At 34.7% G+C, this 25430-nt stretch carries 22 protein-coding genes; 1 reads left to right on the forward strand and 21 read right to left on the reverse strand.

What is annotated here, in order from left to right; genetic code table 11:
• Positions 1-3 precede the first annotated feature (3 nt).
• The 7 genes from H6X70_RS03440 to H6X70_RS03470 form a co-directional block, all read right to left on the reverse strand.
• On the reverse strand, positions 4-1404 hold the full coding sequence (locus H6X70_RS03440; protein WP_194766282.1) for a DUF1080 domain-containing protein: 1401 nt from the start codon (positions 1402-1404) through the stop codon (positions 4-6).
• A 610-nt stretch (positions 1405-2014) separates the two neighbouring features.
• The gene (locus H6X70_RS03445; protein ID WP_194766283.1) at positions 2015-3379 is read right to left on the reverse strand and encodes a BatD family protein; all 1365 of its coding nucleotides are present in this window, start codon (positions 3377-3379) and stop codon (positions 2015-2017) included.
• Positions 3373-5124: a VWA domain-containing protein gene (locus tag H6X70_RS03450; RefSeq protein ID WP_194766284.1), complete on the reverse strand. Its 1752-nt coding sequence runs from the start codon at positions 5122-5124 to the stop codon at positions 3373-3375. The genes H6X70_RS03445 and H6X70_RS03450 overlap by 7 nt, the downstream gene beginning before the upstream one ends.
• A gap of 2 nt (positions 5125-5126) precedes the next feature.
• Complete coding sequence (locus H6X70_RS03455; RefSeq protein WP_194766285.1) at positions 5127-6119, reverse strand: vWA domain-containing protein; 993 nt, start codon at positions 6117-6119, stop codon at positions 5127-5129.
• Positions 6109-6627 (reverse strand): DUF4381 domain-containing protein, encoded by a 519-nt coding sequence (locus H6X70_RS03460; protein WP_194766286.1) that lies wholly within the window; start codon positions 6625-6627, stop codon positions 6109-6111. Before H6X70_RS03460 ends, H6X70_RS03455 begins: the two co-directional genes overlap by 11 nt.
• A 3-nt stretch (positions 6628-6630) precedes the next feature.
• Positions 6631-7566 (reverse strand): DUF58 domain-containing protein, encoded by a 936-nt coding sequence (locus H6X70_RS03465; RefSeq protein WP_194766287.1) that lies wholly within the window; start codon positions 7564-7566, stop codon positions 6631-6633.
• A 17-nt stretch (positions 7567-7583) separates the two neighbouring features.
• Positions 7584-8558, reverse strand: coding sequence for an AAA family ATPase (locus H6X70_RS03470; protein WP_194766288.1), 975 nt, complete (start codon positions 8556-8558; stop codon positions 7584-7586).
• Between the two features lie 559 nt (positions 8559-9117).
• On the opposite strand from H6X70_RS03470, the gene H6X70_RS03475 reads away from it, so the two are divergent.
• Entirely contained in the window at positions 9118-9870 is a 753-nt protein-coding gene (locus H6X70_RS03475) for a porin family protein (protein ID WP_194766289.1), read from the forward strand.
• 36 nt (positions 9871-9906) lie between these two features.
• On the opposite strand, the gene H6X70_RS03480 is transcribed toward H6X70_RS03475, so the two are convergent.
• The 14 genes from H6X70_RS03480 to H6X70_RS03545 form a co-directional block, all read right to left on the reverse strand.
• Positions 9907-10890, reverse strand: a complete 984-nt coding sequence (locus H6X70_RS03480; RefSeq protein ID WP_194766290.1) for a transporter — start codon at positions 10888-10890, stop codon at positions 9907-9909.
• Positions 10891-10912: 22 nt separating this feature from the next.
• Positions 10913-12343 carry an arylsulfatase gene (locus H6X70_RS03485; protein ID WP_194766291.1) on the reverse strand — a complete coding sequence of 477 codons (1431 nt, stop codon included), beginning with the start codon at positions 12341-12343 and terminating at the stop codon, positions 10913-10915.
• A gap of 21 nt (positions 12344-12364) precedes the next feature.
• A complete protein-coding gene (locus H6X70_RS03490) occupies positions 12365-13021 on the reverse strand; it encodes a hypothetical protein (RefSeq protein ID WP_194766292.1) in 657 nt (218 codons plus the stop codon).
• Between the two features lie 321 nt (positions 13022-13342).
• Complete coding sequence (locus tag H6X70_RS03495; RefSeq protein WP_194766293.1) at positions 13343-14878, reverse strand: arylsulfatase; 1536 nt, start codon at positions 14876-14878, stop codon at positions 13343-13345.
• A 165-nt stretch (positions 14879-15043) separates the two neighbouring features.
• The gene (locus tag H6X70_RS03500; RefSeq protein ID WP_194766294.1) at positions 15044-16564 is read right to left on the reverse strand and encodes an arylsulfatase; all 1521 of its coding nucleotides are present in this window, start codon (positions 16562-16564) and stop codon (positions 15044-15046) included.
• A gap of 157 nt (positions 16565-16721) precedes the next feature.
• Complete coding sequence (locus H6X70_RS03505) at positions 16722-17474, reverse strand: DUF2490 domain-containing protein (protein ID WP_194766295.1); 753 nt, start codon at positions 17472-17474, stop codon at positions 16722-16724.
• Between the two features lie 214 nt (positions 17475-17688).
• The gene (locus H6X70_RS03510; RefSeq protein ID WP_194766296.1) at positions 17689-18339 is read right to left on the reverse strand and encodes a peroxiredoxin-like family protein; all 651 of its coding nucleotides are present in this window, start codon (positions 18337-18339) and stop codon (positions 17689-17691) included.
• Positions 18340-18496: 157 nt separating this feature from the next.
• Positions 18497-19252, reverse strand: coding sequence for a DUF5995 family protein (locus H6X70_RS03515; RefSeq protein WP_194766297.1), 756 nt, complete (start codon positions 19250-19252; stop codon positions 18497-18499).
• Between the two features lie 64 nt (positions 19253-19316).
• Positions 19317-20195 carry an amidohydrolase family protein gene (locus H6X70_RS03520; RefSeq protein WP_194766298.1) on the reverse strand — a complete coding sequence of 293 codons (879 nt, stop codon included), beginning with the start codon at positions 20193-20195 and terminating at the stop codon, positions 19317-19319.
• A 323-nt stretch (positions 20196-20518) separates the two neighbouring features.
• Complete coding sequence (locus H6X70_RS03525) at positions 20519-20890, reverse strand: iron chaperone (protein WP_194766299.1); 372 nt, start codon at positions 20888-20890, stop codon at positions 20519-20521.
• A 444-nt stretch (positions 20891-21334) separates the two neighbouring features.
• Complete coding sequence (locus H6X70_RS03530) at positions 21335-21790, reverse strand: lipocalin family protein (protein WP_194766300.1); 456 nt, start codon at positions 21788-21790, stop codon at positions 21335-21337.
• Between the two features lie 299 nt (positions 21791-22089).
• Positions 22090-22776, reverse strand: a complete 687-nt coding sequence (locus H6X70_RS03535; RefSeq protein WP_194766301.1) for a phospholipase D family protein — start codon at positions 22774-22776, stop codon at positions 22090-22092.
• A 384-nt stretch (positions 22777-23160) separates the two neighbouring features.
• The gene (locus H6X70_RS03540; RefSeq protein WP_194766302.1) at positions 23161-23730 is read right to left on the reverse strand and encodes a hypothetical protein; all 570 of its coding nucleotides are present in this window, start codon (positions 23728-23730) and stop codon (positions 23161-23163) included.
• A gap of 1020 nt (positions 23731-24750) precedes the next feature.
• Complete coding sequence (locus tag H6X70_RS03545) at positions 24751-25392, reverse strand: 2OG-Fe(II) oxygenase (RefSeq protein ID WP_194766303.1); 642 nt, start codon at positions 25390-25392, stop codon at positions 24751-24753.
• Positions 25393-25430 lie beyond the last annotated feature (38 nt).

The raw sequence follows: 25430 nt of genomic DNA on the forward strand, positions 1-25430 counted from the left end.
TGTTTAGTTTTTGACTGTATTTAGTGGTCGTATTTTAATATTTCTAAAAGACACTTTATCACCGTGATCTTGAAGCAAAATTCTACCCCGATCTGCTTCACCAAAATTTGGCCACTTACTGTATTTACTTTCAGAGACTAGTTTAAGATATTCTGGACTTTTACGCTCATATTCTAAAACTTTGTTACCGTTTAACCAATGTTCTACATGGTTATTTTTTGAAATAATATGTGCATGATTCCACGTTCCTATTGGGTTAACATGTTTGTTAACATCTGCTTGAATTAAATCGTATAAAGAAGCCATAGTTCTACTTCCATAATGATTTCCTAGTTTTGCATCAGGGTGTCTAGCATCATCTAAAATCTGATATTCTAAACCTATTGAAGAACCCGCTCCTTTATTAATTTCGGTATCTACATAATATTTAATCCCACTATTTGCACCTTCGGTAATTTTAAAATCCACTTGAAGTTCAAAATCGCCATACTTTTCGGTTGTTACTATATCGCCACCGTTTGTAGATTCTTGACCTCCAGAAGCCAGCACAGTAAGTTCTCCGTTTTTAATCTCCCAACCAGATTCTGGAAATGAATCCAGTTTGGCACCTTTCCAACCATTTGTCGTTTTTCCATCCCAAAGCATTTTCCAACCATACTTTTCATCTTCACCAAAAAGGTTATTAGTGGTATATATTGGCTTCAAAGTACTTGTTTTAGTATATTTAGCTACATTTTTTGTTACTATTTTTATATTTTTCCAAATAACCTGAGTGCCATTTTTTTCTTGATCTTGTCCAATACTATGCACTTGTAAACCTATAAAGCCTGTAGCGGTCATATCATCTACTAAGTAAGCTGCAGGCACCCCATTAATCCAAGTTTTTAATGTATCGCCAATCGCTTCAATGCGGTAATGATTCCAAGCATTTTGTCTGAAGGCTTTTTGAGTTTCTGGCTGCCCTTCAAGGTTATAAAGCCAACCTCTCCTAGCTTCATCATAAATACCAGCACTCCAAGCTCTTTCTGAAGGATCAATCTCGATTTGATAGCCATGGACACGTCCGTTTTTATATTCAGGAAGACTATTGCTTCGTATTTGAATTCCTGAATTTAATTTAGGATCTACTTTATAATCCAACTCTAAAATAAAATCGCCATACATCTTATCGGTTCGCAAAAAAGTATTTGGCGTGTTTAAGGTGGATGTCCCTACAATAGCACCGTCTTTAACTTCATAGGTCGCATTACCTCCAATTTTAGACCACCCATTTAAAGTCTTTCCATCGAATAAACTTACCCACGGAGTAGCGTCCTTTTTAGCTTGTCCACAACTAGACATGATGATTAACAATGCCAAAAATACTATACCATAGCTCTCAATACTTTTAAATTTTAATTTCATAATATTGTTTAGTTAAAATCTATTTCAGCTAATATAATTAATTTTCGTGTGCGTACACAAAATTTTTTATTATTGAAACTAAGCAAATTGTAAAACAATTAGACTCTTTAAAAACCCCTTATTCCTTCCTTAATATTGACTTAGATGGCTTTAAGAACATGTCGTTATAGGACAGGATTCATTTATGGGCGGTTATGTAGCTGGTAAATTAACACATTTAAGCATAGGAAATAAAGCTCCTATTTTAATTGTGCATGCCAGAATGAACCTTGCCAATTATCATGCTATCTCTAAATGAATTGGTTTTGATAATACCCAACAAAATATTGCCTGTTAGAAACCGATAAAGTTGCGTTTTTAATTTCTCAAAAACCTTTTTAACAAGGCTACGAATCTATTCATTTAATGAGTGATATTTTGGTAAAAAACAAAACACCAAAAAGGAAAATTTATTCACCTATAGATATTCTAACGAAAGAGATTTTAAAAGATTGAATACATTTAAATCAATTTGATAAAAGGAACTACAAGCTTTATAACTCCTCTTCAATAAAGAGGCTTTCAATAAGAATCATCCCTAAGTTTTACGAATGATATTTGTTCTTTGAGTTTAAAACTTGTTTTTAGTAGAGGTAGGATTTAACCAGACTGTATTAGAAGCATCTGCTTCTTGTTGTGTTACGGTTTTTATATGATTTAAATAGGTGTGTCTTGCCTTTTGCAAAGCTTTTTTAAACAAACTACTATTAAATGAAGCGCTAGTTGGATTAGACATACTTTGCTCTAAATTTTGGTATTGTAGCGATAAATCGGAATCGCCATAGGCCTTAATAAAAGCTTCCATGCTTGGAATGTCTGGATTTAGTTTTAACAACCAAATCTTTAATGCGTTTAGAGTCTTGTAACTTTGATTACTTCTAATAGATTGTTCTAATCTTTTAAAGGCATAAGCTTCTGAAACTTTGTATTGTTTATGGCGTTTAATTCCAGTTGTAATAGCCCATCGTAAAAATTTATAAAGCAGATATAAGCCAACAATACTTAACAATAAAAGTTTTAAAAAGGCTTTTACTGTCATGCCTAATATTAAAAACGGTTTATCTTTTTCTGCTTCGGCATCTATTTCGGCTTGCAATTGTTTTTTAATGCCAGAAAGCATTTTTAAATCTGGATTAGGAGCCACATTTATGGTTACAGAATCGATAACTTTTTTATAAAATTTACGCGTGTTATAGTTCCAATGTACAAACTCTATACGCGGTAAAGTTATAGGACCTTCCTTTTCAAATAAATAGTTTGCAGCTTCAGTTCGGCTTGCAGACACATAGGTTTTGGTTTTATTGGTATTAACCGAAGGGCGCTTAGGATAAATACTTATTCCTGGCACAGTATCCCAAACCACAGCTGGAATAAACTCCCCTAAAGTCCCAGATGCTGTACGGCTAATCGTGCGTTGCAACACGTCGCCAACTTTAACATGCTTAATATCTGTGTTCCATTTCTCCTGAATAGTCAAATTTCCACACACCAACCAATTATTGGGATTGTAACCAAGCGGAACCCCTTTAACCGTTATGGATCTAGGTTTAGTATGAATAACGTGCTTAATACCTTTATAACCTCCTGTTTTTGGCGATTCTACATGAATTTCTATTGCGGGAATTGTAATAGCGCCTTCCTGAGTTGGAAACACATTATAAATAAAATCGACCCCAGAATACTGCGTTCCTCTTATGTTTTTTGAACCAGTAACCGATCTAAAAAACACGGTTAAAGCACCTTCAACTTGTATATTCCCAAGGTCTATTCCAGAGGTAAACCATGTGCTAGAATATACAGAAACCGTCATTTGTATAGGTTGCCCAATATAAGCTTCATCATGATTTATGGTAACATAGCTCATTAACTTCTGACTGTAGCCAAAGTAGCTACACAGCAAAAATAATAGAGTTGTTATTTTAAGTTTAGCTACCATGTTGTTTGAGTTTTTTCAACATTAACTTGATGTTTTTTAACTTGATATTTAAACTTCCGTGTTAAAAACAAAGCGGGATCATCATCAACTTTACGCATTAAAATATTGTTCGGAATACCTCCTTTTCCAGATTTAAAATCGTCTGGCAGTTCATCCATCTCCTTTCCTGTACGCTTTCCTGTAGCAACTTCTTCTTCCATGCGCTGTTTTTCCATCTGCTTTTTAGTTGCCTTTTGCCCACCACCACTAAAATCTTCCATCGAATCATTTTTCTTGTTTTTGGCGTTGGGTTTACCGTCTTCAACTTTGCTTTCTTCAGCAGACATACCAGATTTTTTAAGCATAGCTTCATTTACTTTTGATAGATTTTGCTTTGCTTGGGTATTCGTTGAATCGTTAGAAACTAGGGTTTCAAATACAGCATGAGCCTTTTCTAAATCGCCCAACTTGGCATAAGTAACTCCCAAATTATATTGTCCGTTGCTAGTGGTGTCTTTTTCAAAATACTCCCTAGCTTTTGTATAATTCCCTGCTTTATAATAGGCAACGCCTTTTCTAAGCGGATCTTTAAAATCTTTAGCTGCAGCCAGATAATCTTTAGCATCATATTCCTGTTGCGCTTGATAAGCCTTGGTATACCATAAATCTTTAAATTGAAAACCTGCTTTTTTGTCTTTTGATTTGTCATTATCAGAAGCATCACAGGAAGACAAACTTATAAGTAATACCACTCCCAATAAACTCCACCCTTTTCTAAAACTAAACAGAAATAAAATCATTAATGGAATTAACAACCAATACCCATCGTCTTGCCAATTTTCATCTTTTTTCTTTGGTTTTTCTTCAAAAATCAGGTGGTCGCTAATGTCTTTTGCAAAAAGTGTGACATCACTTTTATCCAATGTCATATCTAAAACAGTAACCCCTTCAATACTTTTTAATGCGTTTAATGTCTCTGTTTGTAGCTTGGAAGCAACTGTTTTTTTATCGTGTTTTAAAGCTACTTTATGATTATAAAACGAGGGGACTTCACCTCCAGATTCGGTTGCTAAAGGGTAAATATTTAATGCCACATTATGGCCTTGAACAAAAGTGCTTACCGATGGCGTATCCATCCCTTCCAAGTCGTCTGTAAATAATAGTATTTTTCCTGGTGCTTTATTATTAGAAAATAAGGTGTCTAATTTTTGAAACAGCATTTTAAACCCTGTACCCCGTTCGGGCATCATGTGCGGCTGCAAACCATCTAGGTTATCGGTAATAATTTTATAATCTGTAGTAAAAGGAATAACGGTATGGGTTGTGGCTGCAAAAACAATCAGCGCTGTTTCTGCACGAGGATTGGCTTTTAATAAATCGTTTATTTTAAACTTGGCACGCTCCAATCGGTTTGGTGATACATCGGCGGTTAACATACTTTGCGATAAATCTAAAGCAATCACTAGTTTTGAAGCCACTTTTTTTGCAGGTGCTTTTTGTTCGTTCCAAGTCGGTCCTAAAAAAGCAATAAAACCTAGGGCAAAAATGAGTAAAACAAAAAGATAAAGCAGTCGTGATTTCCAAGTGGTTCCCTTCTGAATTACGTAGGGCTGTAAATGTTTTGCGATGTGTTTTTTCCAAGCATTGATTTCGCCATAAAACACCATGCACAACAAAAGGAGTATGGCCACAGGAAGTCCGTACCATAAATATTCGGCTCGTAAAAAGTGGAATTTATCCCAATCTATGTCTTTCCAAACCTCCATATTTAAGTCGATTTAACACGTTTTACAATTAAAACAATAAGGCTAACAGCGATGGATAAAGCACCTAATCCTAAGGCAATACCAAGTGGAATATAGTACAACAAGGTTTTTGGCGTATAACTTTCTTCTTCGTATTCTATAGGCTCTAAGGCATCTAATTCTTTATAAATATTTTGAAGTGCTTCGGTATCTTTTGCTCTAAAGTACTTGCCTTTAGTCATATCTGATATTTCCTGTAAGGTACGTTCGTCTAAGTCTGAACCCGCTGCAGTAGGGTCGCCAATACCAATAGTATAAATAACCGTAGAATCCTTTTTAGCTAAATTCGCTGCATCTAGAGGTAATATTTCCATTCCGGAATCGACGCCATCGGTTAAAATGAGCATGACTTTATGCGGAATGGTATCGCGTTTAAACATGTCCATCCCTTTCACAATGGCTTTCCCAATATTGGTCATTTGTCCTGCCATACCTACATCGGCTTCATCTAACATGGTTTCAACCGTTTGTAAATCGGAAGTAAATGGCGCTTGTATGTAGGCATTGGAAGCAAAGAACAGCAACCCTAAACGATCACTTTTTCGTTCTTTTACAAAGTCCTTCATAATATCCTTTACCGCTGCCCAACGTGTGGTACGTTTGTCGTCTATAAACCAATCGGTATTGGCCATACTAAATGAAATATCGGCAGCAATTAAAAAATTTCGGGCAGTTTTAATCTTCTTTTCTGGTTTTCCTACCAATTCTGGCGATGCTAAGGCCACAACCAATAAGCCCCATATACTATACATAACCAACCATGCCAACCAACTGCGTTTTTTAACTTGCGATGATTTTTTAGGTTTTTGTTGAGACACCACTACAGCTCTATTAAAATAAGGATAGCGCAAGGCACTGCTTCTATTTTTTATAGCTGGCAGCAACCAGTATACCAATAGTGGTAATGGTAGTAAAAGAATAACTAACGGATATTCGAAATGAAAATTATCTGGCATGTTTTCTTATCCAATTAATGCTTTTATTACTAAATTGTTCTTTATTAAATGTTGCAGACTCTAACATCTCGTGTTTATAAACGGCGGCTAATATTAATGATTCGTCTGCTTTAAAGTTTGAACCTTTTACTTTTTCATCTAAAAACCTCAACCAATCTTCACCATATAAACCAGCCACTTCTTGTCTTCCAAAAGTTTGTAAAGCTGTTTGTTTTATTTGAAACATCACCGCATTTACAAAAGCGACCACATCCAAATCGTTTTGATTTTTTAAAGCATGAATTTCAGCAACTGCCTTACGTAGGTAATGTTTCTTCTTATAATACTTATATACTTTAAAAGCAATAAAGACTAAAAGTAAAGCGACTAGTGCGAATACGATTTTCCACCCTAAAGTATCGAACGAAAACGGTACGGGTGCAGGTTCTATAATATCACCCATAGACAAATCGGGTGCGGTATTGGCATCCTGAAAGACTATCAAATTATGTAGTTTTAATACTATCATGGCTTATTTCGACTCGTATTGGGTAAATACTTTTACCAATTGATCTTCAATAGGATCGACGGTATCGATTTTAAATAATGTAATGTTATATTTTTCAGTTTCCTTTTTAAAGCTATCGTAATTGGTTTTAAAATCTTGGTTTAAGTCCTTTACAATACGCTTTCTATTTTTAGAGATACTGATTTGTTTTTCGGTATTGGTAAGGGTTATTTTTTCCTGCGGAAGGGATGCCTCCATCGGATCGAAAACTTTTACCAAAACCACATCATTATGCTCGGAAAGCAGGCTTAAATACTGAATAGTTTCTTTATTATATCTGTAAAAATCACTAATAACAATGACTAGGTAATCGTGAGTGATGATGTTTTGAAGTTTAGAAATCACCCCTTTTAGAGCTTCAGGAAAATCGAAGGTTTTATGCTGATATATTTCTTTATTCGCATCGACAATATGCTGAAAAAACTGAAGCATATTACGTTGGTCCCGTTTTGGCGTGGTTAAATCGTAACCATCGCCTTTAAAAACCATGCCACCAACACGATCGCCACCTTTCATGATTTTATAGGCTGCAATGGCAGCTAACTCGCCTGCAATAACGGCTTTTGTTTTATTTACTGAGCCAAAGCCCATACTTGGGGATTGATCGACAAATATAAAGGCTGGTTTTTCTTTTTCTTCAGTAAATACTTTGGTATGTGTAACTCCTGTTTTTGCTGTGACTTTCCAGTCGATGTTTCTAATATCATCACCTATAACATAGGGCCGGGCTTCTTCAAAATCTAAACCTCTTCCGCGTAAGCGCGACGCATATCTTCCAGATAATACACTGTTGGATTTTTGCGTACCTACTTTAAAATTAAGCACCGTTTTAAGCCACTCGAATTTTAGTAAATGCTCGAGGGTTAAAAAAACAGAATCTGTGTGCGGTTTTGAAGCCATGTTTTAGATTTTAACTATTATGCAACAACGGCTACCACTTCTAAAATCTTTTCGATAACTTGGTTTACGGTTATACCTTCTGCTCTGGCTTTATAACTCAATGCAATACGATGTCTTAATACATCTTTAATTACGGCTTGAATATTATCTGGCGACACAAAATCTTTACCCTCCATCCAAGCGTTTACACGACTACAACGGTCTAGAGCAATGGTGCCACGCGGGCTAGCACCAAAATCGATCCATTCGGCTAAATCTTTATCAAAACGGTCTGGGTAACGTGTTGCTGAAATTAAACTCACCATGTATTTTTCGAGTTCTTCAGTTACTTTTATAGTATTAATTTCATTTCGCGCATCAAAAATATGCTGCTGCGAAATGGTCTCTGGTTTTGCTTTGCTTTCTTTTGAAACTACAGATTGTTCTTGCTTGTTTAAACGCAGTATACCTAATTCTGAAGCATCATCTGGATAATCAATCACCACATGCATAATAAAACGGTCCATTTGCGCTTCTGGCAAAGGATATGTGCCTTCCTGTTCAATAGGGTTTTGAGTCGCCATAACCATAAAAAGCGGCGCCATTGGGTACGTGCTTCCTGCAACTGTAACTTGGCGTTCTTCCATGGCTTCTAAAAGTGCAGACTGCACTTTTGCTGGTGCACGGTTTATCTCATCGGCCAAAATAAGGTTGCTAAAAATAGGCCCCTTTTGAAAAGAGAATTTCTCTTCGGCTTCAGGCTGATAGATTTCAGTTCCTGTAATATCTGTAGGTAATAAATCTGGTGTAAATTGTATTCGGCTTAAATCACAATCTAAATATTTAGACAAGGTTTTAATAGCACGGGTTTTTGCTAATCCTGGAAGCCCTTCTAATAGCATATTACCATCGGCTAAAAGCACTAAAATAAGTCTGTCAATTAAATTTTGCTGTCCGATAATTGATCCAGACATTTCTGTTTTTAATTTTGCTATCGCTTCGTGTGGAGTCATTGTGATCTAAAATTAAATATAGTTTTTAAGCTTCTATATAAAGTGAATAAACAATTGAGTTTTAAAGATAAAAATAACTTTTTACCTGTTCAATATTTCAAGGCTATAATTCAAAAAATTAGTTTTCTTAAAATTGAAGTTAACACATCACCTTTTTGCTGGCCTTTTATAGGAAAAGTTAAAGTTTTTTCACGATGTAAACACTCTTCAGTAGCCGAATGAACTTGTAATAAATCCTTAATACCGGGCACAATACCCATAAGAAATTTTCGCACTCATCCTTAAAACCATAGCTATCAAAACCTAGAACATTACCGTTCTTTATTTTGCTAGAAAATTATCACAAACTTGCTTAAATAATTTTAAGACTCTATCTTACCTAAATCTTGTGCAATCACATCTGAAAATCCTTAAACTACGAAGAAAAAAGATAGCTCAAAGCAAACGAACACATTAAGAAGCTAAAAAAAATTAGTTATGATTTCTACCTCCTTTTTTATACTTTGTAAAGATTATGCATGTCGTTGTAATGACACAACGCTTAACAAACCTAAAATTTATGAAATCACTTAAAAGCTTAATTATTTTTATACTATTAAGTCTTCCACAATTTAGCTCTTCGCAAGCAGCTATTCTTGCCATGATTTTTGGCGATAAAGTCGCTTCGGAAAATTTCAATCTTAGTATGGAAATTGGTATTCCGTTTAACTCCTTTTCCAACTTAGAAAACTCTAAAATTAAAAGTGGTATTAATTTTGGCATTGCTGGAAACATTAAACTTTCGGATAATTGGTTTGTAAGTCCAACTGCTTACTTCTTATCGTCTAGAACAGCCACATTATCTTCTGCCAGTCTTAATTCCGACGATGCATATTTAAATACACTATATACAGGTGTTCCTGCGAACTACAAGTTAAATTATATTGATGTGAATGCCTTGATTGCCTACCAACCTAATGGCTCGAACTTTAGATTTGGACTAAGTCCGCAAATTTCATTCTTAAACAAAGCAAAGGCTACTTATGAAGGTGCCGAAGGCGAATTTACTCAAAACATTAAATCGTTTACCAACAAAACCGATTATGGTATGATTGCCAATTTAGGTTACTTTTTTAAAGCGGGTCACCAAGGCAAAGGTATCATTATGAATGTGAGATACTACCAAGGTTTTAGTGATGTGTTTAAAGATAGTTTTGCATCGGGTACGAACAGAAGTAGTTATTTTGCAGTACACCTAAGTTTGCCTTTTATAACCGATGAATTGGCACAGAAGAATTTAGATGAAGTAGAGTTAGAGAAAAATAAGCCTTAAATAAGCCTCAACTTTTCAGACATAAACGATTAAATACTAGGGCACAAATATCAATTGCGCTTCTACCCCGTTAAACTGAAAAAACTGTCTATTTCCATAAGAAGAAATCCATTTTAAATGGCCATAAAGTTTATCAGCAAGAAACCAATATCCTACACCAGCACTAACAACACTTGATCTATCTTTAACAGTAGTATTCCAATACACAGCAGACCCACTATCCTCTCCTACCTGCCATACATGTCCACCCTGGAGTGTAACTTCTATCTTTTCTGTAAAATAATGACTGATTCCATAATCCAAAGCTAAGCGATCTCCAACTTTTAGGCCGGCATCTTTTAACTTGCCATGAAACTCATATGTTGGCAACACCAAAATGGCTGTTGCTTTATTATTTAGATAAAAATATCCACCTATTTGCAAAATGTGCGACCAATATCCTAATCCAGTATTAGTATCATCCCCCGTTTCGTATCTCCCCGTCGGGGCTACAAAGGTGTACCCTCCTGTAATTTCAAAATCATCTTTAGAATAACTTAGAGTCAAGGGGGATACAGTTATATCACTAAAACCCGCTGCACCCCCTTTTATTGTTTCTGAAACTCTTAACACCTCTGTAGACGCAACTTGCAAACTACTAGTATTATAAGGTATATCTATATAAGCCATATATTTTATGCCATTAAGAAATTCTAATTTTGGAGACACATACATAAAGTCCAATGTATTATTATAAGCCCGAATATTTATGTCTGTAATTTGTAAATTTTGATTTGGAATGGATGAAATGGAATTCCCCTTAGCGTCATTAAAACGATTAGAAAAAAGCATAGCACTATAATTCGCAAACATCACACCTGAACCTGAAGGAGCCACTAAATCCCTAACACCTATTAAGCCAGGGATGTATGCCCCAGTTTGAAAACGAGACACAAATGCATCTTGAGCCAAACCATTATAAAAAGCTGAGAAAACAACAATAATGATTAAAATATCTTTGATTCTTATTTTTACAATCATCTATACTTTTAAAGCTGAAATATTATTTTTTAGGATTATATGGTTCAGGCGTACCTAATAAAATTGGAGGTTCTTCTTTAAGAGTTGCTTGAAATTTTAACACCTGTTTTGTTACGGCAGGTAAAATCCAGGTTAGGTTTTGTGCACCGGTTGTACCATTCCCACCTGCAATACCATAGAGCTCTTTTGGATCTCTTAATAAATCATGAATTCGAGGAAAATTGTGTTTTACAGGTTTATCAAACATACTTTCATGTTTGTAGTAATGTATTTTAAAATTCCGCCACTTATAGGCAAACATATTATCGCCGTTATATACCGGAAAGCCTTCTCGATCAGATTTTATTGTTCTACCTAAAAACAATGGCATTTGGTTAATACCATCTATCTTTCTATCCTGTGGCACTTTATAACCAGCTACACCCGCTAAGGTTGGCATAATATCTGTAATATGTACAATTTCATTCGTTACAGAACCTGCCGGAATATGATTTGGCCAACGAATTAAAAATGGCGTTCGCAATGAGCCTTCTAAGGCAGTAAAATAAAAACCTCGCCAATAACCAGCTGTTCCAAACCATGAAGGCGCCTCTTCTGGTCCGTTTTCACTCATCCAAATTACTATGGTGTTATCTTTTATTTTTAAATCCTCTATAGCATCAAAAATTTGTCCTGCTCTATAATCTACTTCAAACAACACATCGGCCCATTCACCATTACCAGACTTCCCTTTAAAATCGGGATGCGGCAGTGTAGGTAAGTGCATTTGAGTATATGGTAAATACAGAAAGAATGGTTTTTTATTCTTTACTTGTTTTTGCATAAAAGCAATAGACTTTTCTGTAAGCTCTCCATCAATTGTTTTACGTGTTTCCACGTTATATTCCTTTATATTTTTTGGAGTTCCGCCTTTTATAGCCTCTTGAATTTGAGGTGGCTCTACCACTTCTTGATCAAAATCGGTTTGTGAAGTATACTGCGATTCATCCGTTGTATTTGCTATACCATACCACTCATCGAATCCTTGATCTGTTGGAAAACGCCCTTTCATATCCCCTAAATGCCATTTACCATACATGGCGGTTGCATAGCCGTTATCTGAAAATAATTCGGCCATTGTTTTTTCCCAACCAACTAATCCATAAGGCAAGCCCCAAACCACTTTAGTTGTCCCAGAACGTATAGGATGACGCCCAGTCATTAAAGCTGAACGACTTGGCGTACACTGTGGTTCTACATTGAAATTTAATAACTTCATCCCCTCATTTGCAAAGGCGTCGAGTCTAGGTGTTTCTGAACCACGCAAGAGACCACCTCCATACGCACCGATTTCTCCCCATCCTAAGTTATCCATAACAATTACTACCACATTAGGTTTCTGTTGAGCCTGTATTGGAATTGCCAAAAAGCATAAATAGAGTGCTACTGAATATTTTAATAATGAAGAATTCATAAATCTTATGATTTTAACTATTTAAAACAACATTTTAATACCCGTATACAACATCGCCCTGCTATTAACTACATCGTATTGGGGTTCAAAAAACAAATTAACTACTGGGCCATTGGTATTAATTATTTTTCCAACACCTGCACCTAAAGGCACTTCATGTTGTCCTGTTTCAAAATTAAAAAGCATCCGTGGGTGACTTCTAAAATACCAACCTTTGTTGAAGTCGTGATACAAACCTGGCTGAAATTCCATAAGAAAAATATCATCGCCACCTTGAAGTGTGGTTAGCGTTATAACTTTCCATGCCCCAAATTTACTTACCGACACAAAGTTAACCCCACCAGCCCATCCGGCATGATTTATATAACTTACAACACCACCTACACCAAACTGATGCTTTCCGTTTTCAGATTGAAACAAGCGAGCGGCGAGAAAGTTTGTACTTGTAAACTCGCTACTTTCATGGTAATTGGCTTGATATTCGGTAGTAAAACGCACAAACCATTTTCCGTTAATAGTCATATTTCCTAGCAATTGAATTCTTGAAAAATCATCGGCATAAAATCGATTCCAAATGCCTAATGTCGGACTTGGATCTATAGGATTATTAGCGTCTTGAGCTGTAGCTATAAAAGCAGCTAGAAAACAAAAGATGATTGAGGGTATTTTTTTTATCATATTAAAAGCATTTTATATTCGTCACTACACATTAGTATTCATACAAGTAGACTAAAGTCTCATAAAAAACAAGACCTACTAACACTGAATGTTTATTAAACTTAAAACTACATCTCAATCAAATATTAAGTTAAAATCCAGACCGAGCAATATTATTAAAGACTTTTTTGAGTGAAATATTTATCTAGAGTGTAATTACTGATACAGTTTATTTTCTGATTAATTGGTTTAATGAGAAAATTGTTTTTTTCATTCCGATTAACGAACTAGGTATTCAAAAAAAGGTCATCTCATTAGACGACCTTTTATTGATTAAAAAATTTAATTATTTTTTGGAGATGTTAAAGCATCCATGGTATCTCCTAAATTAAAGCTAGCCGCTTTCATTCTAGGAGGGTATTCTTTAAATGTTGCTATAAAATTCCCAACATACTCTGAAGCTGGTAATAACAAAAATACATGATCTAAATACCAATCCCAATAGGTATTAGAGGTAATTGTAGCAAATTCATAAGGATCTCTTCTTAAATTATAAATCCAAGGTATTCTAGTCGTTTCCATAGGTTTAGACCAAGTTTCCAAAGTTCCTTTAGAATTTTGATGCATAAAAGTCACTTTCCAATCATTATATCGTAGCGCCATTAAATCACCATCATCTGAAAAGTAAAACAATTCCTGACGAGGACCTTTTTCTTCTTTACCTGTTAAGAAAGGCAAAAAGTTATAACCATCTAAATGCACTTTATACGATCTTCCACCTGCTGTTACACCGTTTAATAATTTAGTTTTCACATCTGGATTTCCTGCTGCCGCCAAATAAGTTGGAAACCAATCCATACCCGACATAATTTGATTAGAAACAGATCCTGCCTTTATTTTTCCAGGCCAACGTACCATTGAGGGTGTTCTCCAACCACCTTCCCAATTGGTGTTTTTTTCTCCTCTAAACGGATTTACACCAGCGTCTGGCCATGTGTTTTTATGAGGTCCATTATCTGTACCATATTGCACAATAGTATTGTCTGCAATACCTAATTCATCAAGTACAGCTAATAATTTACCAACATGCATGTCGTGTTCTACCATACCATCGGCATATTCATCCTGACCAGAAATTCCGCGATGTTCTGCTTTTACATGTGTTCTAAAATGCATACGTGTTCCATTCCACCACACAAAAAATGGCTTCCCTGATTTTACAGATTTTTTTATAAATGCAATGGCGGCATCAGACGTTTCATCATCTATAGTCTCCATACGTTTTTTTGTTAACGGCCCTGTATCTTCAATTTTACCATCGGAAGTACTATGAATTACACCACGAGGGCCATATTTTTTGGCGAAATTTGGATACTTTTTTGGGTCTGGATAATCTGGTAATTCCGGCTCTTCCTCTGCATTTAGATGATATAAATTTCCGAAAAACTCATCGAAACCATGGTTAGTAGGCAACATTTCGTCACGATCTCCTAAATGATTTTTACCAAACTGCCCTGTTGCATAACCTAATGGCTTTAACATTTCTGCAATTGTAGGATCTTTTTCTGAAATCCCTTCTTTAGCACCAGGCATACCTACTTTACTTAAACCAGTTCGCAAAACACTTTGTCCTAAAATAAAAGAAGAACGTCCCGCTGTACAACTTTGTTCAGAATAATAATCGGTAAACATCATACCTTCTTTTGCAATTCGATCTATATTTGGTGTTTGATAACCAACAAGCCCAAATGTATAAGCACTAATGTTAGATTGACCAATGTCATCGCCCCAAATAACCAAAATATTTGGTTTATTTTGTGCGCTAGCTAGGATACTTAAACCCAACAGCAGTAATGTAAAAAAATTAATTTTTTTCATAAATTTAATGGATTAATTAATATTTAATAAAACAACACAGTCTTAATAACCAATATGTTGCTCCTTTAAACTTACAAAAAATATTTTAGTCATATAAATATATCTAATAAAAAAAGAGGCTACCTTTTCAGATAGCCTCTTTTTAATCCATTTATAACAAAAACCCTAGTTTCTAGTAGGTGTTTTTAAAGTTTCTAAAACCTGATCTACACTTAAAGAGCTTCCTTTTCTTGAAGGGAATTCTTTAAAAGTGCCTAAAAACTTACCAACATAATCTTGTGCTGGTACCATCATCCACATTTGGTCTGCATAATTTCTTATGAATAATGCAGCATCCATAGATACTTCAAACGGGTCGTTTCTTAAGTTTAAAATAATTGGCCAGCTTGGTGACTTTCTATACGCTTCGTTAATAGACCCTTCCATGATAGAGAAGTGCAATTTCCAATCGTCGTAACGTAATGCATTTAAGTGTCCTGCAGCATCAAAATAGAAAATTTCGTGTCTTGGTCCGTCTCCTTTTTTAACTTCACCAGTTAATAAAGGTAACATGTTATACCCATCTAAATGCGCTTTAAACGTTTTACCTGCATAAGATTTTCCGTTTAATAACTCACTTTTCACATTAGCATTTCCTGCAGCAGCTAAAATAGTTGGCATCCAGTCTTCATGCGAAATAATATCGTTAATAACCGTACCTGGCTTAATATGTCCTGGCCATCTAACCATACCTGGTACTCTAAAACCACCTTCCCAAGTCGTTCCTTTTTCACCTCTAAATGGAATGGTTCCACCATCAGGGAATGTAAATTTCTCGGCACCGTTATCGGTTGTAAAAATTACAAGGGTATTATCTGCAATACCTAATTCGTCTAATTTATCTAAAACACGACCAACACCATCATCTAACTCCATCATAGCATCAGCGTATAAACCATAACCTGATTTATGTAAGTACTTATCAGATAAATGTGTCCAAACGTGTGTTCTAGTCGAGTTAATCCAAGTAAAGAAAGGCTTATCTCCTTTAGCACTTTTATCAATAAACTTTAATGCCGCATCGATAAACTCGGTATCTGCAGTTTCCATTCTCTTTACAGTTAATGGACCTGTATCTTCAACTTTACCATCGGCAGTACTTCTAATTACACCACGAGGGCCATATTTTTTTCTGAATTCTGGATCTTTAGGATAAAATTCTGTTTCTGGCTCTTCTTCAGCATTTAAGTGATACAAATTTCCGAAGAATTCATCAAAACCATGGTTTGTTGGTAAATGCTCATCACGATCACCTAAGTGATTTTTACCAAATTGACCGCTTGTATACCCTTGTGCTTTTAATAATTCAGCAATGGTAGGATCGGCAGGATTAATTCCGTGTTTAGAGCCTGGCATACCGATAGTTAATAAACCAGTTCTAAAAGGATGTTGTCCTAAAACAAAAGCAGCACGTCCTGCAGTACAACTTTGTTGTGCATACAAATCGGTTAATAAAGCCCCTTCGTTGGCAATTCTATCAATATTAGGAGTTGTACCACCCATCATACCGTTATGGTAAGCACTTATGTTCCACATACCTACATCGTCTCCAAATATCACCACGACATTTGGTTTTTTTTGAGCCGTTGCAATCAGAGGGATAAACATTAGCGCACTAAATAATTTTAAAAAGTGTGTTTTTTTCATTTGACTTCGTTATTAATTAATATTTGGTTAAATTAATTCATTTTTTTTAAATGATACAGAAAAAAGGGCTTTATTCTACAAGAAAATCTCCCTAAACATAAGGGCAAAGGAGCATTTTCTTAAAACTAAACAAACTTGAAAAGCAAGAATGTTTTTTTTAAAAAGACTTTATGACTTTAATTCTAAATACAATATCATTTGTTTTAGATAAGCCGCCTAAATCTTCTTGCCGAGTATAATGATAGGCCAACATGCCTTGAATTTTAAAACTTGGGTCGAATTGATAGCCTGCACCAGGGGTAATACGCACCACGTCGCTAAACTGTGAAAGCTCGACGATGTTATAGAAAAACTCGACGCCCATTGGAAAATAAAAACCGCGTTCATCGCCAAATAAAAACCCCTGTAAACCAAAATTTGCAATAATTTGATACCTTAAGCGCAGCCCAAAGTGATTATTATTAGGGTCTTGTGTTATTAAAAAACGTTCCTCTAAACGAAAATAATTAGAAAGCTGAATACGCTTGGAAACATTAAAACCGAGACGATACCCTTGAAAAGGTCTAATTTCGAAAGAATTATAACCCTGATTGTTATCAAAATAAAACAAACCGACACCGCCTATGTAAGATTCATAACGCTCAAGATGTTTTAAAACAAATGGTTTAATTTGTTTTTCATAACCTCCTCTTGCAATATAGCGTTGCCAACCATCAGAATTAACGGTTCGATAACCTATATCTATTTTAAGGTAGGTGCTGTCTTTAAGTTGCCAAGAAGGGTCTAAACTTAGCCAAAATTGCTCGGTAAACGAACTCTCCTCCCCAAGTCTTGTGTTTTGTGCCTGTCCTGTAAAAGAACACAGATACAACATAAGAATTAAGATATTAATTCTTTTAAAACTTAGCATTTTAGAATTATGATTTTGGTTAGCATACGGCATCCAAGCGTAATATTATCTGTACTATTTTCAGTATAAAAATATACTATTTGGCTGTTGATTTTAAATCATATCTAAATTAACACTATTTTTTAAATTACATATAGAACTTTAATCCACTTTTTGATTCAGACTCAATCCAGCTGAAACTGTTCTATGATAGCTGTAATCACTTATGCCAAAATTAAGACAACTTTTTTAGGGCTTCAATAATTTCATCCGGTTCAGATCGTGTTCGGTAGTCTACATTAACATTGCTCCAAGTTACCACGCCATCTTGCCCTAAAATAAAGGTTGCTGGAATGGGTAAAACATGACCACTTCCATTGTTTATTTTATCTAAATCCAGCTTACGATCTACCCGCATGTGTTCTGCCAAAAACTCGGGCACTTCCCAGGCTACTCTATACTGTAAAGCTACCTTTGCATCTTGATCGGACAACACAATAAAGTCCATATTACTAATCTCGTCTTTTGTTAAACTACCATCGGTTACTTGCGGACTAATAGCCACCAATGTGGCACCCAAAGCATGTATTTCGTCTAACCTAGCTTGCAAGGCTCTAAGCTGCAAATTGCAATATGGGCACCAATTCCCTCTATAAAACGTAATCACTACGGGGCCTTTTTCTAATAAATTATCTAATACTATGTTTTTACCTTCAGGATTTGGCAGCTTAAAACCGGGTGCTTTTTGCCCTATTTTAATAGCATTTTCACCTCTATTAAAGGCTTTTTCTTGTTTAATAACAGCATCAACACCACTCATAAACTCAGGATTTTTTTGGCGACCTGATTCTATTTTAGCATTTGTTAATTCTTTTAATTTTTTCATTTATCATGTGTTTCTTGCTACTACTTAGTTGGCATACTAAGCTATTCCTAACTATTATAAACCGCTTATTTTAATTATTTATAACTTCTTTACAAATATACCCCAGCGCCTCTCTATTATTAAAGCAATTAAGTGTGTAAACCATATATCCCATTACTTAATCCGACTTTAATTTGGAAATAATAACAGACACCTCTTTAATTTCAAAACTTTGTATGCGCTTCAATATAAATTGAATCATTTTTGTTTTAGGGGTTTTAATACATGTGCTAAGTTTAAGCACCAGCATATCAATTTTATTTATGGCTTCGTGGTTGTTATCATCGCCCAATGACCAAAGAAGATTTGCTGCATTCCAAGATTGTTCGCGGGCTTTTCGCATGCTAAAGTCTATTATCTTTTCATCGTTATTTTTACCTAGAAAATCTAAAAGAAACATTAAGGGCGACACACGACTTAGGCGGTCTTGCATCTCGTTAGTGATTTGAAAGAGAATATCATTTACTTTATTGAAATCGGCTTCAATATCAAGAATATCCTGTCCAGACATGGTTGCTGCAGTTGCTATGCTAAGATCCAGGTTTATATGGGCATTCATCCCGAGCATAATGTGCTGCAGTATGGTTAAAGGCTCGTGAGCATGATTAAAAGCATAGGCCCAAACAGCACTTACAGGTTGTCCGTTTTTATAGGCTTTATACGCATCTAAATACAGATTAGCAAAAGCCACATCCATGATTTCTAAGCGCTGATTATCCTCAAAATTACCTAAGGCTATTTCCGAGGCAATCTCGTAAGTTGTACGTCTATAGATATAGGCAAACAATCCTAACCTGCTGTTGGTTGCTATGCACTCTTCAATTATAAGATCGAGTTCATCAAGTACGTTTTGTATGGTGGTTGCTCGTGGCATGGTTAACGGTTGAAGTAGAGCATTTAGCTGAACATTAGAATTGGTTTTATACTCGTATAAATCACTAGTTTTTTAATTTTAAAAATGTGACCGCATTATCATAAAATATTTTTTTCTTATCTTCTTGAGTAAGGAAATCATAACTATTTAACTGGTTTATACTTTTCTCAATGGCGTGCGGCCATACCATTTGATCTGAGCCGAACATAACGCGATCTAACAATCCATATTTTTTAGCTTTTCTTAAAAATTGTTCGGCACAATCCAAAGCAAATTCGTGAACCCAAAGAATAACTCCCAAATCGGTGTATAACTGAGAGTATTGAAGCATTAATCTTAATGCATGCTCGTAAAAAGCTTCGCCTGCATGCATCATGTAAATTCGTAATTTCGGAAATTTAGCAAGTACGTTTTCTATAGTATAGGGGTCTCCCAGCTTTATTCTAAAATCTGGACAACATCTATACGTAATATCTTCAACTGAACCTCCTGTATGCACCGCAACAGGAATATCATATTGTTCACAGATTCTTAAGAAGGGTTCAAATTCCGGGTCAGATAAAGTATAACCGTCATAAATTGCACCTATTTCCCCGAAAACCTTAAGTTTTCCCGATTCAATTAACACCTTAAAGGCCGTGGTATCTTTTGGTGGAGCACTTGCATAATACCCTGGAATTAAAATGCCATCATCGTCTAATTTATTTTCCCCTCCAATAGTACTAACTACTGCTTTTACAACATTGCATTTTTTTAAAGCTTTAAGTAACTCAACCCTGTAGGTTTGATAATCTTTTGGAGACATAACCCCATCGTGGGCAGGTGCTGTATAATAGGACTTTTCAGAATAATCATGAAGGTGCATATCTATAATGGGCTGATTACCTACCTGTGGGTATACTAAGAACGGAATAAACAGTATTAATAAGAGTATTTTTTTCATTGCTTCTTAAATTTAATACAACCGTTAACCTTCATCGTTTTTAATTGCACCCTTTTCCTCATAACACACAATATCTAGTTGATTAGGGTACGAAAATCTTCCTCATTTAATACAATAGCTTCAAATTCTCGTTTCGTAATTGATGTTTATTAGTTAACCACTTAAGAACTTCTATATTTATATTGCCAAGTTCTCTCCACTAAATTTAAGTATTAAATAATCAAAAAACAAAAGAATAAATTAAGCCCAACTCATCATAAACATTAATTATCAATAGTTTACAAAACATCAAACTAGGTATCTGGAGTTTTTTATAACCTTAATTACTCTTGCAACAATGCCATTCGGTATTTTACCATACGCACAATCAGGTCTTTTGGTAATGGTTTGTTTAAAGGAAATTGAACCGATCCTTTTGCGCGTTTAAATGCACTTAATTCAGAGTCGAACTTTTCAATAGTTGATGGATGCGGATAAAAGCCTACGTGATTTTTATACCCTGCAATCATGATTTGCTGCTCTCTTTTACCATGCTTAACCAATGCATAAGCAGGAATATTATAGTTTAGTAATTCTGTTGCATAAGGCGCTGCTTTTAAAATACAGGCCTTCAATTCTAAAAGCGCTTTTCTACTGTTTTCGGGTTGAGAATTAAAGTATTCATCAACCGTTTTAAAGGCTACTTTCTCACTCATTTTTATGTGTATTTCTGCTTTAATTAAGTAATCATTCACTTTTAGCCACCTATAAATACTAGCATATTTTAATTTAATCGTTTAGTGCTATAAAACGTCTCTACGTCGTGTAGTAAGCTATCTAGCTGGGTTCGGTTTAAATAAATACCATGAGTAATCACGGCATTAATTTTTTGGGTGTTTTTTATTGCTTCCAACGGGTTTTCATCAAGCATGACAATGTCTGCCTAATTGAGATTTATCTAATTTAATGAATAACACATACATAGCACTCTAAAACACAAAAAAACGATACTGCTATAGTATCGTTTTTGTTGTTATTTTTTAATGGTGCTTTCAGGGGGCACCTGAATTGTAAATATGAACCGAATAGAAAATCTGTGGAGATTTTCATAAGTAAGCTTGCACTAGCCATAAATTATTATACGGCTTGTAAAACGTTTATTATTCAATTTTTCTAAATGTTCTCGAGTCTGTTAGTTTAACACCATTATATATTTCTTCAAAAGTTATTTTCAGGTTTCCGTTTTCGAAAGTTATTATTGGTTCAGCAGTTTCTCCATCTAAACTAAATTGATATGCATTTTCATTTTTTGTCCATGTGTATTCAAGAACTTTACTCAATTTACACCCATCATATTCAAATGAACTCGTGTCATCAGGATATAAGAAATCAGGGTCGTAATCTTCTTCTAATACAATGTTATTTGATTTAAACTCTATAGTTTCCATAAGTTCACATTCATCGAGATTTTCATCATTTTCACCATTAAATGCTCTTGCAATCTGTACCCATTTACCAATAACAGGGTCGTTAGATAATTCTTCACTAGGGTTGTCATCATTATCACAAGAAATTAAAAGAAAAGAAGTTAAAATTAATAAAATTAGATTTTTCATAGTTTTTTTTAATGTTTTACAACTTGTTTATATAAAGAATTTCACTTCACCTAATCCTAAAACTAAAATGTGCTCTATAAAAGTTTTACCCGTTATAGCATTTACAGTCCACACGGTAGAAAATTCTTATGCGATAAATATAAATGGTTTCTACAGCCCGCCAAATACATTTCTTTTATTTTCGACAAGAAGCGCGTATTCGTTTAGTTTAGGTGTTATTTTTTTACAGCACTACTGGGTACTAGCTCTAAAGGAGAGAACTAATAATTCTTAAAGTCTGTATTGTATGTAGTATTTTTTTAGTTCGAAAATTTCTTTAATTCTCTTTCTAATATTCTAAACCGCTCCTTACCGAGTTCAGTAGACCTTAATACCGCTGTACCATCTTGGTACAATTCATTACTATCAAACTCAATTATTTCTCTTGCTCTATCAGACATAAACTTATATAAATGTGGCGAACCACTGTTATAATTTCCGAAAGCGTATTTGTCATTTAACCTCCAAAATAAAGCCCCCATTGTATAGTACTCATTGCCTTCAAGAATTTCATTAAATTTATGATCTGTGTATTCAGATTCTAAAATAATTCGCACTTCATTTAGTGTATTTTTATAGTATTCTCGGTCATCAACAGATTCTATTTTAACTCCAATTTCATGATTATTAATTTGTGAATATTCATATAAATTCATTGATGAAATTAGAGCGACCTCTTCATTTATATAGATTTTAGAATGTAAATTTTTAACAGAGAAAATATTTATGTTATCAAATGATTTTAACCATTTAGAATCATTGTAATTCAGCTGTTTTTCCCTATGCAAAATGAATACACTTTCAGTTCTTTTAAAAGCATCTGACAATCTCACTCTTAGTCTCTGATTTAGTTTTAAATATGGTGTAACTAATATTAAGTAGTGCTCAGTACTATTCAAAAGCTGCTCAATTTCAAATGAAATTTCAGTAGTTCCAATTATTTTCAATTTTTTTTATTTTGTTGGTTAAGTTGATACACAAACATCATATTTGTATATGGTTTGTTTCGTGATTTATTCACTAAAATTTGTAAACAAAAACGATTAGAAAATCTGCGAATATTTTTCTAAGTATCGAGAAATAGTCATTACTTCCAATGATTCATCAATCCTTTTTGCTTTCGTAAATACTTCAGTGCTTAAAGCTGGATTTTTTGATTTGTATGCTGCCATTATTTTTGCTCAAATTATTACCAAAATGGTTATAGTAAACACGTTTAAGTATTTACAGTCCACACGGTAGAAAATTCTTATGCGATAAATATAAATGGTTTCTACAGCCCGCCAAATACATTTCTTTTATTTTCGACAAGAAGCGCGTATTCGTTTAGTTTAGGTGTTATTTTTTTCAAACCTTTTAAATCCATAAAAAATTAAACCACAACAAATTAATAAGCCAAGAATTGCTGGTAACACTATTGATTTTCCTGATTCCCCCGCATTTTGAATACTCCACACCATTTTACCTGTTGCCATAAGTACAACTACAGCAATGCCCATTATTACACTTCGTTTCCAAAATGCCAATCCTAATGCAATAAATGAAACAGGAATGGTTAAGATTAGTAGTTGTTTACTCAAGTTCCATTCGCCGTACAGATACGCTTTCTCGAATTCTAAAAACTCTATTACGCTTTCACTTACAACCTCGGGCTTAGGAAACCAAAACATACTTGTAAACAAGGCAAAAATTGAAACCATCATTCCTGCAAAGCTTTTTTTATAAGCGAAATAGCAAAATGGAAGTAAAAACAATGGTCTTAAATACCAACTCCATTGATTATGGTGTCTTTCAAAAACCCAATCGAAGAAGGGTTTGTTAGTCATTGAAATTACAATGAAAGCAATTGTCAAGATTAAAAATATACCGCCTATTAATAAGTCTTTATTTCTACTTTTCATTTGTTTTATTTAAGGGATGCTAACGGGATTTATGTGTGATTAGTTGCCTGGTTTAGAACCTAATTTAGCAAATTAAAATCAATAAATATAAGTCGAATCTATAACCCTCCATACCAACAAACTGTACAATTAATACATTGTTTATTGCTACCAATTTTAATTACTACTCGAAATATTAATGGAAACGAGAATAAATATCCCTAGCGGGGATTATAGAGGTGTTCACAAAGCAAAACAGGGATGTACAAACCATACGCAAACACCCCCAGCCCCCTCAAGGGGGAATTCCATACCAAAAAACTATAAAATTAATACACTGTTTAATGCTACCAATTTTAATTGCTACTCGAAATATTAATGGAAACGAGAATAAATATCCCCTAGAGGGGATTATAGGGGTGTTCACAAAGCAAAACAGGGATGCACAAACCATACGCAACACCCCCAACCCCCTCAAGGGGGAATTCCATACCAACAAACTTTACAATTAATACATTGTTTAATGCTACCAATTTTAATTACTACTCGAAATATTAATAAAAACGTGAATAAATATCCCCTAGAGGGGATTATAGGGGTGTTCACAAAGCAAAACAGGGATGCACAAACCATACGCAACACCCCCAACCCCCTCAAGGGGAATTCCAGACCAACAAACTGTATAATTAACACTTTGTTTATTGCTACCAATTTTAATTACTACTCGAGATATTAATGGAAACGTGAATAAATATCCCCTAGAGGGGATTATAGGGGTGTTTCGCAGCATAATTGAGGTGTTCACACAGTACGCAAACACCCCCAGCCCCCTCAAGGGGAATTCCAAACCAACAAACTATACAATTAATACATTATTTATTGCTACCAATTTTAATTGCTACTCAAAATATTAATGGAAACGAGAATAAATATCCCCTAGAGGAGATTATAGGGGTGTAACACCTAGTGGACTATCGAAATGAAAATATAATTTCATTGAAGATACCTCGCGTAGCGCAATAGGGATTTTACGAATAAAATCTACCGCGTTTTTAACCAACCCGTAATACTTAGTCTTTCGGTTTTTACAGGACGTACTTCGTGCTCTATAATCTGGCTTTCAAAAACAACTATGCGCCCAGGGAAGGGGTAAATAACCTTTTCAACCTCTTGGCCATTTTTGTTTAAGTACAAAACCAATTCGCCACCATTTTCGGGTAACCAACCGTCTTCATTTAAATAACAGACAAAGGATAATTTGCGTCTATCGTCGTTTTGGAAGGTATCAATATGGCGTTTGTAAAAGGTGTTTGTTGGGTAAATGGCATAATGAAATTCCTTTTGTAAAATCCCCATAAAACAAGTGCGATTTAGGTAGGCTACCAAGTCGTTTATCTTATTAAAAAAGAACATTTCAGAAGGGGTTGCTTTAGTTTCATCCATCCAAAGAATTAAATCGCCACGAATAGATTTTTCAATCGTTTCGTTTACACGATTTCCAATAGCAGCCTTTTTAAAAGTATCCTCCTCATGCCTGTCTATTAAAGCCTGACGCAATAATTCAACCTCATCAAGGGACAAAAAACCATCGATTATACTAAATTGTTGGCTACCAAGATCAGAAATAATCTGTTCGTAAATTGGGTTTTCAACAAAATCTATCGCTTCAAAAAGATGACTCATATTTCAACTATAAAACCTATCCTTATTTAGATAAAAGC

This window comes from Tamlana sp. I1 (genome assembly GCF_015355625.1).
GTDB lineage: Bacteria > Bacteroidota > Bacteroidia > Flavobacteriales > Flavobacteriaceae > Pseudotamlana.

Coding starts and splice junctions, on each gene's coding strand:
- H6X70_RS03440 (WP_194766282.1), bottom strand. CDS start 1,404: ATGAAATTAAAATTTAAAAGTATTGAGAGCTATGGTATAGTATTTTTG.
- H6X70_RS03445 (WP_194766283.1), bottom strand. CDS start 3,379: ATGGTAGCTAAACTTAAAATAACAACTCTATTATTTTTGCTGTGTAGC.
- H6X70_RS03450 (WP_194766284.1), bottom strand. CDS start 5,124: ATGGAGGTTTGGAAAGACATAGATTGGGATAAATTCCACTTTTTACGA.
- H6X70_RS03455 (WP_194766285.1), bottom strand. CDS start 6,119: ATGCCAGATAATTTTCATTTCGAATATCCGTTAGTTATTCTTTTACTA.
- H6X70_RS03460 (WP_194766286.1), bottom strand. CDS start 6,627: ATGATAGTATTAAAACTACATAATTTGATAGTCTTTCAGGATGCCAAT.
- H6X70_RS03465 (WP_194766287.1), bottom strand. CDS start 7,566: ATGGCTTCAAAACCGCACACAGATTCTGTTTTTTTAACCCTCGAGCAT.
- H6X70_RS03470 (WP_194766288.1), bottom strand. CDS start 8,558: ATGACTCCACACGAAGCGATAGCAAAATTAAAAACAGAAATGTCTGGA.
- H6X70_RS03475 (WP_194766289.1), top strand. CDS start 9,118: ATGAAATCACTTAAAAGCTTAATTATTTTTATACTATTAAGTCTTCCA.
- H6X70_RS03480 (WP_194766290.1), bottom strand. CDS start 10,890: ATGATTGTAAAAATAAGAATCAAAGATATTTTAATCATTATTGTTGTT.
- H6X70_RS03485 (WP_194766291.1), bottom strand. CDS start 12,343: ATGAATTCTTCATTATTAAAATATTCAGTAGCACTCTATTTATGCTTT.
- H6X70_RS03490 (WP_194766292.1), bottom strand. CDS start 13,021: ATGATAAAAAAAATACCCTCAATCATCTTTTGTTTTCTAGCTGCTTTT.
- H6X70_RS03495 (WP_194766293.1), bottom strand. CDS start 14,878: ATGAAAAAAATTAATTTTTTTACATTACTGCTGTTGGGTTTAAGTATC.
- H6X70_RS03500 (WP_194766294.1), bottom strand. CDS start 16,564: ATGAAAAAAACACACTTTTTAAAATTATTTAGTGCGCTAATGTTTATC.
- H6X70_RS03505 (WP_194766295.1), bottom strand. CDS start 17,474: ATGCTAAGTTTTAAAAGAATTAATATCTTAATTCTTATGTTGTATCTG.
- H6X70_RS03510 (WP_194766296.1), bottom strand. CDS start 18,339: ATGAAAAAATTAAAAGAATTAACAAATGCTAAAATAGAATCAGGTCGC.
- H6X70_RS03515 (WP_194766297.1), bottom strand. CDS start 19,252: ATGCCACGAGCAACCACCATACAAAACGTACTTGATGAACTCGATCTT.
- H6X70_RS03520 (WP_194766298.1), bottom strand. CDS start 20,195: ATGAAAAAAATACTCTTATTAATACTGTTTATTCCGTTCTTAGTATAC.
- H6X70_RS03525 (WP_194766299.1), bottom strand. CDS start 20,890: ATGAGTGAGAAAGTAGCCTTTAAAACGGTTGATGAATACTTTAATTCT.
- H6X70_RS03530 (WP_194766300.1), bottom strand. CDS start 21,790: ATGAAAAATCTAATTTTATTAATTTTAACTTCTTTTCTTTTAATTTCT.
- H6X70_RS03540 (WP_194766302.1), bottom strand. CDS start 23,730: ATGAAAAGTAGAAATAAAGACTTATTAATAGGCGGTATATTTTTAATC.
- H6X70_RS03545 (WP_194766303.1), bottom strand. CDS start 25,392: ATGAGTCATCTTTTTGAAGCGATAGATTTTGTTGAAAACCCAATTTAC.